Origin of the sequence: Mycobacterium sp. PO1 (assembly GCF_017312405.1) — a bacterium.
Classification (GTDB): Bacteria; Actinomycetota; Actinomycetes; order Mycobacteriales; family Mycobacteriaceae; genus Mycobacterium.
Genome location: NZ_BLTG01000074.1, coordinates 17337 through 30804 on the forward strand (window position 1 = coordinate 17337; position 13468 = coordinate 30804).

Genomic DNA, 13468 nt, shown 5'->3' on the forward strand with positions numbered 1-13468 from the left:
CCGGACCAGTCTGCGCGTCTCCTACGGGGCTGACTCGGGTTCGAACCACAACGCCGACAGCGGCGGCAGCGTCATCACCGCCGAAGCCGGCCGGCCGTGCCACGGTTCGTCGCTGGCCTCGACGGCACCGTAGTTCCCGATTCCGGAGCCGTGATAGGTGTCCGAGTCGGTGTTGAGCACCTCGCGCCACCTCCCGGCGTGCGGCAGCCCCAGCCGGTAGCGGGCGTGCTCAGAGCCGGAGAAGTTGAACACGCACGCCATCGACGAACCGTCGTCGCCGAAGCGCAGGAAGCTCAGCACGTTGTTGGCCGAGTCGTTCGCGTCGATCCAGGAGTAGCCCTCGGGCTGCGTGTCCCGGGACCACAGCGCCCGGCGGGTGCGGTAGATCTCGTTGGCGTCGGTCAGCAGCCGCAGGATGCCGTCGGAGAACCCGTGCTCGTCGAGCTGGAACCAGTCCACGCCACGCTCCTCGGACCATTCGGCGCGCTGTCCGAATTCCTGCCCCATGAACAGCAGCTGCTTGCCCGGATGCGCCCACTGGTAGGCCAGGAAACCACGGATCCCGGCCGCCTTCATGTGGTCGTTGCCGGGCATGCGGCCCCACAACGTGCCCTTTCCGTGCACCACCTCGTCGTGGCTGATCGGCAGGACATAGTTCTCGCTGAACGCATAGAGCATCGAGAACGTCATCTCGTGATGGTGGTAGGTCCGGTAGATCGGGTCACGCTTGATGAACTCCAGCGTGTCGTTCATCCAGCCCATGTTCCACTTCATCGAGAAGCCCAGCCCGCCGAGGTTCGTCGGGCGGGTCACGCCCGGCCAGGACGTGGACTCCTCGGCGATCGTGACGATGCCGGGGCTGACCTTGTGCACGGTCGCATTCATCTCCTGCAGGAACTGGACCGCCTCGAGGTTCTCCCGCCCCCCGTACTGGTTCGGTGTCCAGCCGCCTTCCGGACGCGAGTAGTCCAGGTAGAGCATCGACGCCACCGCGTCCACACGCAGGCCGTCGACGTGGAACTCCTGCAGCCAGTACAGCGCGTTGGCGACCAGGAAGTTGCGGACCTCGGTGCGGCCGAAGTCGAACACATAGGTACCCCAGTCGAGTTGCTCGCCGCGGCGCGGGTCGGCGTGCTCGTAGAGCGGCGTGCCGTCGAAGCGGCCCAGCGCCCACGCGTCCTTGGGGAAGTGCGCCGGCACCCAGTCGACGAGCACGCCGATCCCGGCCTGGTGCAATGTGTCGACGAGGTGGCGGAACTCGTCCGGCGAACCGAAGCGGGACGACGGCGCATAGTAGGACGTGACCTGGTAACCCCAGGAACCGCCGAACGGGTGCTCGGCCACCGGCAGCATCTCGACATGGGTGAACCCGTGGTCGACGACGTACTTCGTCAGCTGTTCGGCCAGCTCGGTGTAGCTCAGGCCCGGACGCCACGAACCCAGGTGCACCTCATACGTGCTCATCGGCTCGAACACCGGATTGCGCAGGGCACGCTGGGCCATCCAGTCCTCGTCGGCCCAGGTGTAGTCGCTCTGGAACACCCGCGACGCGGTCTGCGGGGGCACCTCGGTGGCGAAGGCCATCGGGTCGGCCCGCTCGGTGACCGCGCCGTCGGCGCCATGGATACGCAGCTTGTAGAGCCCGTCTTCGGGGAAGCCGGGCCAGAACAGCTCCCAGACGCCGGTGGAGCCCAACACGCGCATCTGGGCCTCGTTGCCCCAGTGATTGAAGTCGCCGATCACGCTGACGCCCTTGGCATTGGGTGCCCACACGGCGAACGACACACCGGTGACCTCACCGTCGGGGGTGGTGAAGCTCCGGGGGTGTGCACCCAGCGCCTCCCAGAGACGCTCGTGGCGACCCTCGGCGAACAGGTGCAGGTCGATTTCGCCCAGGGTCGGCAGGAACCGGTAGGCGTCGGCCACTGTGTGGACGAACCCCGACTCGTCCTCGGAGTAGCTGATCTCGAGGCGGTAGTCGACGAGGTCGGTGAACGGCACCGCGACGGCGAACAGCCCGGCCTCGATGTGGGTCAGCGGATGGCGGGCACCGCCGATCAGAGCGTTCACCTTCGCCGCGTGCGGGCGGTACACCCGGATCACCGTGTGGTCGTCGTATTCGTGGGCGCCGAGCACCGAGTGCGGGTCGTGGTGCTCACCGGCCAGCAACCGGTTCAGGTCGGCGGTGTGCGGCCGCAGATGCGGGCTCTCGATCTGGTCGGTCAGGTTGGACGCGTTGGTCATGTGGTCACTCCCTACGCAGAAGGGTCATTCGTTGGTCGGCTGGAATCTGGGGCATGTTGAGCACGTGCGCGACGGCACGGGCCGGCTCGAGTCGCACGTAGTTGCTCTGACCCCACTGGTATTCCTCTCCGGTGATCTCGTCCCGCACCCAGAACCGGTCCTGCTGTTCCATTCCCAGCGCGGCCATGTCCAACCACAAAGTGCCTTCTTCGGGGCCGAACGGGTTCAGCGTCACCACGACGAGCACCTGGTCACCGGTGACCGGGTCGAACTTGCTGTAGGCCAGCAACGCGTCGTTGTCGATGTGGTGGAACGTGATGGTGCGCAACTGGTGCAGAGCCGGATGCACCCGGCGGATCTCGTTGAGCCGGGTGATGAACGGCTCCAATGACTCGCCGTCAGCCAGCGCAGCGTCGAAGTCGCGCGGCCGCAGCTCGTATTTCTCGGAGTTCAGGTACTCCTCGCTGCCCTCACGCACCGCACGGTGCTCGAACAGCTCGTAGCCCGAGTACATGCCCCAGGTCGGGCTCATCGTCGCGGCCATGACAGCGCGAATGGCGAACATTCCGGGGCCGCCGTGCTGCAGGCTCTCGTGCAGGATGTCGGGCGTGTTCGTCCACAGACTCTGCCTGCTGTAGTCGGCGTGCTCGGCGATCGACTCGGCGAACTCGGTGAGCTCCCATTTGGCGGTGCGCCAGGTGAAATACGTGTAGGACTGGGTGAAGCCCAGCTTGGCCAACCCGAACAGGCGCGCCGGGCGGGTGAACGCCTCGGCCAGGAACAGCACATCGGGGTCGGTGTTCTTGACCTCCCCGATCAGCCAGGCCCAGAAGTTCGGCGGTTTGGTGTGCGGGTTGTCGACACGGAACACTTTGACCCCGTGGGAAACCCAGTACCGGACCACCCGCAGCACCTCCTCGTAGAGGCCGGCCGGGTCGTTGTCGAAATTCAGTGGGTAGATGTCCTGATACTTCTTCGGCGGGTTCTCCGCGTAGGCGATGGTGCCGTCGGGAAGGACCGTGAACCACTCGGGGTGCTCACGCGCCCACGGGTGGTCGGGCGCGCACTGCAGCGCCAGGTCCAGCGCCACTTCCAGCCCCTCGCCGCGGGCGGCGGCGACGAATTCGTCGAAATCGTCGATGGTGCCGAGGTCGGGGTGCACGGCGTCATGGCCGCCCTCGTCGCTGCCGATCGCCCACGGCGATCCCACGTCGGAGGGACCGGCGGTGACGCTGTTGTTGCGGCCCTTGCGGTGCACCTTGCCGATCGGGTGGATGGGTGGCAGGTAGACGATGTCGAAGCCCATCCGCGAGACACGCGGCAGCGCCTTGGCGGCAGTCGCGAACGTGCCGTGCACGGGGTGCCCGGAACTGTCCCAGCCGCCGGTCGAGCGGGGGAACAGCTCGTACCACGAACTGAACCGGGCCAGAGGCCGATCCACCCACACGCCGTGTTGCTCGCCGCGGGTGACCAGCTCGCGCAGCGGGTACTGGTCGACGAGTTCGGTCACCTCCGGCGCGAGCGCCGGACCCGCCCGCCAGAACGGGTCGCCGGGCTCGCGCAGCCGCTCGGCCGCCAGGATCAGGGGATAGCGGTCCTGCCGGGGCACCCCGGTCGCGGCCCGCTCTAGCAGCCGGGCGCCCACCATCAGGTCGTTGTCCAGCTCGCCCTCACTCTGGCCGGCGTCGAGCTTGGCGATGACGTGGCTCCGCCATGTCGCGATGGGATCGCCCCACCCGTCCACCCGGTAGGTCCACAGACCGACGGCATCGGGGGTGAACTGGCCGTGGAACACGTCGGGAGTGCGCCCCGTCGCCATCGGGTACGTGGTGGGTCGTATCCGGGACGCGGGCGTCACCACCTCGTCGATCGGCACCGCCTGCGGCCGGGCCAACCCCGCGGGCTCCTCGGCGAGCGGGGGATAGCCGGGTCCGTGATAACGGACCACCAGCGTCGCGGCGACCGCATCGTGTCCTTCCCGCCACACCGTCGCGGTCACCGGCACCACCTCGCCCACCACCGCTTTGGCGGGGAAACGCCCACCGGACACCACAGGTGCAACGTCATCGATCTCGATACGGCCCGCGGTCACTGATCCGTTTCCTCCCACTTCCTGCCGTGGCGCACAACCGGCGCAACCCTGCGCGGAGTGTCGTCGTCGTCCGGTTCGTCGTCGACCGGTTCGTTCACAGATCCCTCAACAGCCCTCTCGCGCCTATACCCACCGTAGTGCGCAGCTCAATCACGCGGAGGGCGAAGCGGGAGCGACCGATCGCCCGATCGGCGACGGCCGCGGGACGCAGGGCGTGTTTGCCGGTCGCCAGTAAGGTGACACGCGTGAAAGCCCTTCGCCGGTTCACCGTCCGCGCTCATCTGCCCGACCGGCTGGCCCCGCTCGAGCGGTTGTCGACGAATCTGCGCTGGTCCTGGGACAAGCCGACGCAGGACCTGTTCCAGTCCATCGACGACGCGCTGTGGCAGGACACCGGAGGCGACCCGGTGGCGATGCTCGGCCACGTCGGTCCCGAGCGACTCGAGCAGCTGGCCGCCGACCCGTCGTTCGTCCAGCGGGTCGAGACGCTGGACGCTGAGCTGGAGGACTATCTCACCCGTCCGCTGTGGTATCAGCAGCGCGCCGCCGAGGTCAGCGACGGCAACGCCCCCGCGGTGGCGTTGCCGCACGGCATCGCGTATTTCTCGATGGAGTTCGGCGTCGCCGAGGTGCTGCCCAACTATTCCGGCGGGCTCGGCATCCTCGCCGGCGACCATCTGAAGTCGGCTTCCGATCTGGGACTGCCGCTGATCGCGGTCGGCCTGCACTACCGCTCCGGATACTTTCGGCAGTCGCTGACCGCCGACGGATGGCAGCACGAGAACTACCCCTCGCTGGATCCGCAGGGGTTGCCGCTGCGTCTGCTCACCGGTGCCGACGGCGAAGCGGTCCTGATCGAGCTCACGTTGCCCGACGACGTGACGCTCTCGGCGCGGATCTGGATCGCCCAGGTGGGTCGGATCCCGTTGCTGCTGCTCGACTCCGACATCCCGGAGAACGACCACGACGTGCGCACCGTCACCGACCGGCTGTACGGCGGCGACCAGGAGCACCGCATCCGGCAGGAGATCCTGGCCGGCATCGGCGGCGTCCGCGCGATCCGTGCGTTCACCGAACTTCGGGGCCTGCCCGGTCCCGAGGTCTTCCACATGAACGAAGGCCATGCCGGCTTCCTCGGTGTCGAGCGGATCCGCGAACTGATCGAGGCCGGGCTCGACTTCGACACGGCGCTGGCCGTCGTCCGCTCGTCGACCGTGTTCACCACCCACACCCCGGTTCCGGCCGGTATCGACCGGTTCCCGCTGGATCTGGTGGAGCGCTATTTCGGTGCGGGGCCGGACGGCCATGGCTCGCGGTTGCTGCCCGGCGTCCCGGTGGACCGGGTGCTGTCGTTCGGCGCCGAAGACGACCCGGCGAAATTCAACATGGCCCACATGGGGCTGCGGCTGGCTCAGCGCGCCAACGGCGTCTCGCTGCTGCACGGACGGGTCAGCCGGGAGATGTTCAGCGAGCTCTGGCCGGGCTTCGACGCGGCCGAGGTGCCGATCGGGTCGATCACCAACGGCGTGCACGGGCCGACGTGGGCCGCGCCGCAGTGGCTGGAGCTCGGCAGGGAGTTGCTCGGCGCCGACGACCTGGCCCAGTTGCGGGAACCGCACGTCTGGGAGCGTCTGCAGAAGGTCGACCCCGGCCATCTGTGGTGGATCCGCGGCCAGTTGCGGGAGGCGCTGATCGACGACGTCCGGCGGCGGCTGCGCCGGTCATGGTTGGAGCGCGGCGCGGCCGAGGCAGAGCTCGGGTGGATCGCCACCGCGTTCGACCCCAACGCACTGACCATCGGGTTCGCGCGGCGGGTGCCCACCTACAAGCGGCTGACACTGATGTTGCGTGACCCCGACCGGTTGGCCCGGCTGCTTCTCGACGACGAGCGACCCCTGCAGTTGATCGTCGCCGGCAAGGCCCACCCGGCCGACGACGGCGGCAAGGCGTTGATCCAGCAGATCGTGCGCTTCGCCGACCGCCACGACGTGCGGCACCGTTTCGCATTCCTGCCCGATTACGACATGTCGATGGCGCGCACGCTCTACCACGGCTGCGACGTGTGGTTGAACAACCCGCTGCGGCCGTTGGAGGCCTGCGGCACGTCGGGGATGAAAAGCGCCCTCAACGGCGGGCTCAATCTGTCGATCCGCGACGGCTGGTGGGACGAGTGGTTCGACGGGGAGAACGGCTGGGAGATCCCCACCGCCGCAGGTCTGGCCGATGACGGCCGTCGCGACGACCTGGAGGCGGCGGCGCTCTACGACCTGCTGGAGCAGGCGGTGGTGCCGAAGTTCTACGACCGGGACGGACACGGGGTACCGAGGCGGTGGGTCGAGATGGTCCGCCACACCCTCCAGGACCTGGGGCCCAAGGTGCTGGCCTCACGCATGGTCGAGGAGTACGCCGAGAAGTACTACTTCCCGGCGGCGCGTTCGCTGCGGCAGACCATCGAGCCGGTGTCGGCGGGGGCCGGTGACTTCGCCGAGCCGTTCGGTGCCGCCCGGGAACTCGCCGCCTACCGGCACCGCGTGGAGCGGTCATGGCCGCGGATCTCGATCGAGGATGTGGACAGCTCCGGGTTGCCGGACACGCCGCTGCTGGGCTCGGAGCTGACGCTGACCGCGCTCGTGCGACTCGACGGACTGCGGGCCACCGATGTCGCGGTGCAGGCGCTGATCGGCCGGGTGGATGCCGGCGCGACGCTGCTGGACCCCGTCACAGTGCCGATGACGCACACCGGACGAACCGATCACGGCGCCGACGTGTTCACCGCGACGATGTCGCTACCGATCACCGGGCCGGTGGGCTACACCGTGCGCGTGCTGCCCCATCATCGTCTGCTTTCGGGCGAGGCGGAGCTGGGCCTGGTCACGCTGGCGTGACGGCGCTGCTCGAGGTACCCGTCGACGGGGGGCCGTATGCGGTGGCGGCCGGTCCCGACGGAGCGATGTGGGTGACGCTCGTCCACGGCGGAGCCGTGGCGCGGGTGACGAACAGCGGTGCGCTGACCACATTCGCGGTGGCCCCGGACAGCCGGCCGTCACTGATCACCGCCGCGCGCGACGGAGCGCTGTGGTTCACCCGCGCCGGTGACGACCGCATCGGCCGCATCACGATCGACGGTGATCAGTCCGCAGTCGAATTGAGCACCGGCAGTGCGCCATTCGGTCTCGCCGTCGGGCCGGACGGCGCACTCTGGTACACCGCGACGGGCAGCGGTGTGGTGGGCCGGCTCGACGACGACGGCACAGTGCAGGAGTGGCCCGTCGGCGGTATGCCGTCGATGATCACCGCGGGCCCGGACGGAGCGCTGTGGTTCACCATGAACCAGGCCGGCGCGATCGGCAGGCTCGACCTCACCGGGCGGTTGACGACGCGCGAGGTGCCGACGCCGAGATCCGGGCCGGTGGGCATCTGCGCCACCCACGACGACTGCGTGTGGTTCACCGCGATCGCGGCCGAGCGCATCGGCCGCATCCCGGTCGACGATGCGATCCAGGAACTCGACCTGCCGGGAAAGCCGCACGCCGTGGTGCCCGACCCGGTCGGCGGTGTGTGGGTGAGCCTGTGGGGCGCCGACCAGATCGCCCGGGTCAGCGCCGACGGCGAGGTCGTGACCATCGACCTGCCGGCAGGCAGCGAACCGCACGGCATGGCCGTCGCCGCCGACAGCGCACTGTGGGTGGCACTGGAGGCGGGTTATGTTCTGCGGCTGCCGGTTTAGGGGAACCGCTGGAAGCACCTGTCGGTGTCGCTGAGCACACCGAGCCGGAACGCGTCGATCCGGGAGAAGCCGGACGGCACGGTTTCGCCGTTCACGTCGCCTGCCGCCAGGCCGTTGGTCAGAATGCCCGACACCGCCTCGTCGATATCGCCCGCGGTCAGCGCCACCGTGTTGCCATCCGGGGTCGTGACCTCCTTCGACATCTTCACCGTCGCCACCCCGGTCAGGCAGGCCGTGCGCAGCGCGGCGCTGGCGTCGTCGAGCGCGACACCGCCACGTTGATGCTGCAGGGCCATCATGTAGCGCGACATCAGCACCGAATAGGCGGTGTTGTCGCCGATGGCCAGCGTCGCGGCGTCCGTCGGATCAGCTTGAGCGCCGAGGTCTTGCAGGGCGGGCAGGTCGACGACGAGGGTGTTGGTCGCCGGACAGTAGGACGCCGGCGGGCTGGGCCGGGCATCGGCGCAGGAGTCGGCCTCGGCCGCATCGAAACTGAGCGCCGGGGGATCGGCGGGCGCGAACAGGATGTCCATCGCCTCGACGATGGAGAACACCGAGTCCTCGGTGACCGGTAGTTCCCCCGTCTGGTCCTCGGGCAGCAGCACGGGCAGATCCCCCCTGCGCTGGCCGATTTCTCGCATGTCGATCGCGGCGCACGCGTTCGGGCCGTCGGTGAAGCCGAATTGGAACGCCGACACGCGCTCGAACGCCGAGCCGTGCTCGTCGTAACCGACATCGGGATCGCCTTCGGTCAGCACGGGGTCGCGGAACGAGATGACGCCGGCCAGCACGTTGTTCAGGCCCTCGCCGGTGTTGAGGGTGAAGCGCGGCGAGCTGTCCTCGGCGACCCAGCGCATGTACGCCCCGGACAGGCAGTCCGCCTGCTGCTCGGACAACAGTGTGGGGGTGTCCTCGTCGGCCATGCCGGACTGCCGGGCCACCGCGTGGCCGTATTCGTGGGCCAGCACCATGACCACACCCATGTCTCCGTGCGCACGCTTCAGCGACGGCAACAGCTCACCGCGGTCCCATCCGATGGACCGGTCCAGATAGCAGAAGCCGGCGTTGACCAGTCCGTAGGTGTCCTCTTCGCAGAACACTCCGTCGAAACCGTTGGCGTCCCAGGAGATCAGGGCGCTGGCGGGACTGAACTCGTCGTCGAAGGTCGCCGGATAGGCGGTCTGCCAGTACTCTTCGATGTCACTGATCGCGCCGCCGGCCAACTCGTCGATCCTGCCGCCGTCGGAACCCTCGATGTCGCGGTCGGGGCCCGACGCGCCCGGCCGAAGGCCGCTGGGACCGTCGGTGGCCGGCATCCCGGCCACGTTGAACGGATCGTGGAACACCGACACCGCCTCACCCTGCACCGCCGTCGAGCAGGCGGTGCCGAGCAGCACCGAGCAGACGGCGACCGTCGCCCCCACCAGCCGTCGTCGACCCATGGCACTCCCTTCGGCGGCGGCGCGGGAGCTGACCGCCCGCAACGGACCCGATGCCAGAATAGTTCGACGCACGGCTCACCGGCGCGGTCGAGACGATCCGGTTCAGCCCGCCCGCAGGCGCTGCAACGCCGCCCGCACGGCTGCGCCGTCGGTGGTCGCCCAGTACGGCGGCAGCGACGCGCGCAGGAATCCCGCGTAGCGTGCGGTGGCCATCCGGGAGTCCAGTACGGCCACCACGCCGCGATCGTCGACCCGGCGCAGCAGGCGGCCGGCACCCTGGGCCAGCAGCAGTGCGGCGTGGGTGGCAGCGACGGCCATGAATCCGTTGCCGCCGCGGGCCGCCACGGCGCGCTGGCGGGCGGTCAGCAGCGGGTCGTCGGGGCGCGGGAACGGGATCCGGTCGATGAGCACCAGCGACAGCGACGGCCCGGGCACATCCACGCCCTGCCACAGTGACAGCGTGCCGAACAGCGAGGTCGGCTCGTCGGCGGCGAAGCGGGCCACCAGTGCCGAGGTGCTGTCGTCGCCTTGGCACAGCACCGGGGTGTCGAGCCGTTCCCGCATGACCTCGGCGGTGGCCTTGGCCGCGCGCATGGAGGAGAACAGTCCCAGGGTCCGTCCGTCGGCGGCCGCGATCAGTGCGGCGATCTCGTCGAGCTGCTCTGCGGTGCCGGTGCTGTCCCGGCCGGGGGGCGGCAGGTGCGCGGCCACGTAGAGGATGCCGGAGCGGGCGTGGTCGAAGGGCGATCCGACATCCAGGCCCCGCCATGCCGCTGCCTTGTCGTCGGTGGCGCTCGCCAGACCCCAGTCGCGGGCCATCGCGTCGAAACTGCCGCCGATGGTCAGGGTCGCCGACGTCAACACTGTGGTGGTGTGGTCGAACAGCCGGTGCCGCAGCAACCCCGCCACCGACAGTGGCGCGACCCGCAGCAACACCCGGGTCCCCGTGCGGGTGTCCTCGATGCGTTCGAGCCACACCACGTCGGTGCGGTCGGGGATCGCGGGCACGAACGAATCCAGGATCCGCGCGGCGGTATCGCTGACGTCGAGCAGCGCTGTGACCGCTTCGGCGCGGGCGGACGCCGACTTCGGATCCGACGGCGAGGTGTCGATGGCGGTGCGCGCCGCGCTCGCCGCGTCCCGCACCGCGGTCACATGGGTGGCGAGCTCGTCGTCGAGGACGTCGATCCGTCCGGGCTCAGCCTCGAAGATCGCCGAGGTGAGTGTCGCCGCAGCGGCGTCGAGCCGTTGCGCCAGTTCGGCGGGCACCACCCGCGCGGCGCGCCGCTGTGCGACACCCAGCGACGTGGCGGACAACTCGGCGGTCGCGACACTGGTCACCCGATCGGTCAGCTCGTGCGCCTCATCGACGATCAGCAGCTCGTGTTCGGGCAGCACGTTGGCGTCGCCCATGGCGTCGATGGCCAGCAGCGCGTGGTTGGTGACGACGACGTCGGCGCGGCCGGCGCGCTCACGGGCCCGCTCGGCGAAACAGTCGGTGCCGAACGGGCACCGGGACACCCCGATGCATTCCCGTGCCGACACGCTGACCTGCGCCCACGACCGGTCGGGGACGCCGGGGCTCAACTCGTCGCGGTCACCGGTCGACGTCGACGACGACCACTCGGTCAGTCGGGCCACATCGCGACCCAGCGCGCTGACCGCGGTCGGGGAGAACAGCTCCTCCTGCGGCCGGTCTTCCGGCTCGCCGCTGCTGCCGTTGTGAATCTTGTTGAGACACAGGTAGTTCCCTCGTCCCTTCAAAAGTGCGAAGTCGGGTCGGCGGGGCAGGGCAGCGGTCAGCGAGTCCGCCAGGCGGGGCAGGTCGCGGTCGACCAGCTGTCGCTGCAGGGCGATCGTCGCCGTCGACACCACCACCGGCCGATTGTCGGTCAGGGCCTGCGCGATCGCGGGCACCAGGTAGGCCAGGGACTTACCGGTGCCGGTGCCCGCCTGCACGGCCAGATGCTCACCGTCGGCGAACGCGCGCGCGACCGCCTCGGCCATCGCGATCTGACCGTCGCGGCGTGCGCCCCCCAGTCCCTCGACGGCCGCGGCCAGCAAGCGGCGGATCTCACTGGTCTCGGTCTCAGCCGGCTCGGAGGCGGCCGACACCGCCGACTCCTCGGCCAATTCAGACACCTGCGACGACTCAGACACCTGCGACGACTCAGACACCTGCGACGACTCGGACACCTGCGACGACTCGGACACCCCGGAGATCTCGGACATCGCGTCAGCCGCGGTGCGCGGCGGGGGCGATCATCCGGGTGGGGACGGCAGGGTCGCCCTTGGACAGTTTCAACCCGTCCCAGGGCAGGCTCCGCAGCCCCTGCGCGACGCGGCGGCGGGCAGCCTCCAGGCTCAGATCCGCCACCGGTTCGCCGTCGCGCACCAGCGGCACAGTCAACGCGCGGGCCGCGAGCCCGTCCGGTGTCTGCGGCGAAGCCCCGACGGGGTGCACCACCTCTTCGACGATCGTGCCCGACGCCTTGGCCAGCCGCGTCGCGTGTTTGCGTCCGCCGTGGGATTCCTTGTGGCTGCTGCGCTTCTCGACGGGGATGCCGTCGACCTCGACGAGCTTGTAGACCATTCCGGCTGTCGGTGCACCCGAACCGGTGACCACCGAGGTGCCCACGCCGTACATGTCGACGGGTTCGGCGCGCAGCGCGGCGATGGCGAACTCGTCGAGGTCGCCGGAGACCACGATGCGAGTCGAGGTGGCGCCCAGGCCGTCGAGCTGTTTGCGAACCTGGCCGGCGAGGATGCCCAGGTCGCCGGAATCGATCCGGACCGCGCCCAGCTGCGGGCCCGCCACCGCGACGGCGTTGGCGACCCCGGCGGTGATGTCGTAGGTGTCGACCAGCAGCGTGGTCTCCACCCCCAGCGCGTCGACCTGGGCGCGGAACGCGGCGCGCTCCCAGTCGGACTGCTGTTGGCCCGCCACGGTGTGCAGCAGGGTGAACGCGTGCGCACTGGTGCCCAACGTCGGCACCCCGTGGCGGCGCTGCGCCTCCAGGTTCGACGACCCGGTGAAACCGGCGAGGTAGGCCGCCCGCGCGGCGGCGACCGCCGCCTGCTCGTGGGCGCGCCGGGAACCCATCTCGATCAGCGGGCGCCCACCGGCCGCGCCGACCATCCGCGCGGCCGCAGAGGCCACCGCGGAGTCGAAGTTGAAGATCGACAGTGCCAGCGTCTCGAGGACCACGCACTCGGCGAAGCTGCCGTGCACCGACAACACCGGCGAGCCCGGGAAGTACAACTCGCCCTCGGGGTAACCGTCCACGTCGCCGGTGAACCGGTAGTCGGCCAGGTACCGCATCGTCTCGTCGTCGCAGAAGCCGGACACCAGATCCAGAGCAGCGTCGTCGAACCTGAACTGCGGCAACGCTTCCAGGAGGCGGGCGGTACCCGCGGTCACGCCGTAACGCCGGCCCGCGGGCAGGCGACGGGCGAACACCTCGAAGGTCGCGCGGCGGTGGGCGGTGCCGTCGCGCAGCGCCGCTGCCAGCATCGTCAGTTCGTACTTGTCGGTCAGCAGCGCGACCGGCAGGCCGGGGACCGAACCGGCAGATCCGCTCGTCGACGAAGTCACCGGCCAACCGTATCGGGTCGGCGTGACTTCGAACCAGCACCGCGTCCCCGGTATTCTCGACGGCATGGTGACGCCGGCGGAGGCACGACCGGGAACGCGCGAGCACGAGGACGTCGTCGAGGACGCCGCGGCAGACGTCCCCTGGGTGACCATCGTCTGGGACGATCCGGTGAACCTGATGACGTACGTGACCTATGTGTTCCAGAAGCTCTTCGGCTACAGCGAACCGCACGCGACGAAACTGATGATGCAGGTGCACCAGGAGGGCAGGGCGGTCGTGTCGGCGGGTACCAGGGAGTCGATGGAGGTCGACGTGTCCAAACTGCACGCCGCGGGGCTGTGGGCAACCTTGCAGCAGGATCGCTGAC

Annotated in this window: 8 protein-coding genes; 3 read left to right on the plus strand and 5 right to left on the minus strand. The window is 69.5% G+C overall.

From position 1 onward, the window contains the following. Positions 1-21: 21 nt before the first annotated feature. Positions 22-2244, minus strand: a complete 2223-nt coding sequence (gene glgB, locus J3476_RS21490; RefSeq protein ID WP_207068383.1) for a 1,4-alpha-glucan branching protein GlgB — start codon at positions 2242-2244, stop codon at positions 22-24. Between the two features lie 4 nt (positions 2245-2248). Further along, positions 2249-4336: an alpha-1,4-glucan--maltose-1-phosphate maltosyltransferase gene (locus J3476_RS21495; RefSeq protein WP_207068384.1), complete on the minus strand. Its 2088-nt coding sequence runs from the start codon at positions 4334-4336 to the stop codon at positions 2249-2251. A gap of 245 nt (positions 4337-4581) precedes the next feature. On the opposite strand from J3476_RS21495, the gene glgP reads away from it, so the two are divergent. Together glgP and J3476_RS21505 are read left to right on the plus strand one after the other, a co-directional pair. Beyond that, positions 4582-7221, plus strand: a complete 2640-nt coding sequence (gene glgP, locus J3476_RS21500; RefSeq protein ID WP_207068385.1) for an alpha-glucan family phosphorylase — start codon at positions 4582-4584, stop codon at positions 7219-7221. After that, positions 7218-8063 (plus strand): virginiamycin B lyase, encoded by an 846-nt coding sequence (locus J3476_RS21505; RefSeq protein ID WP_207068386.1) that lies wholly within the window; start codon positions 7218-7220, stop codon positions 8061-8063. The genes glgP and J3476_RS21505 overlap by 4 nt, the downstream gene beginning before the upstream one ends. On the opposite strand, the gene J3476_RS21510 is transcribed toward J3476_RS21505, so the two are convergent. The 3 genes from J3476_RS21510 to J3476_RS21520 form a co-directional block, all read right to left on the minus strand. Further along, positions 8060-9505 (minus strand): peptidase, encoded by a 1446-nt coding sequence (locus J3476_RS21510; RefSeq protein ID WP_207068387.1) that lies wholly within the window; start codon positions 9503-9505, stop codon positions 8060-8062. The genes J3476_RS21505 and J3476_RS21510 overlap by 4 nt on opposite strands. A 102-nt stretch (positions 9506-9607) precedes the next feature. Next, positions 9608-11737 (minus strand): ATP-dependent DNA helicase, encoded by a 2130-nt coding sequence (locus tag J3476_RS21515; RefSeq protein WP_207068388.1) that lies wholly within the window; start codon positions 11735-11737, stop codon positions 9608-9610. 4 nt (positions 11738-11741) lie between these two features. Further along, positions 11742-13166, minus strand: a complete 1425-nt coding sequence (locus J3476_RS21520; RefSeq protein WP_207068389.1) for a nicotinate phosphoribosyltransferase — start codon at positions 13164-13166, stop codon at positions 11742-11744. Between J3476_RS21520 and clpS the strand changes: the two genes are divergently transcribed. Next, positions 13165-13467 (plus strand): ATP-dependent Clp protease adapter ClpS, encoded by a 303-nt coding sequence (clpS, locus tag J3476_RS21525; protein ID WP_207068390.1) that lies wholly within the window; start codon positions 13165-13167, stop codon positions 13465-13467. The two genes, J3476_RS21520 and clpS, sit on opposite strands and share 2 nt — an antisense overlap. Position 13468: the final 1 nt, after the last annotated feature.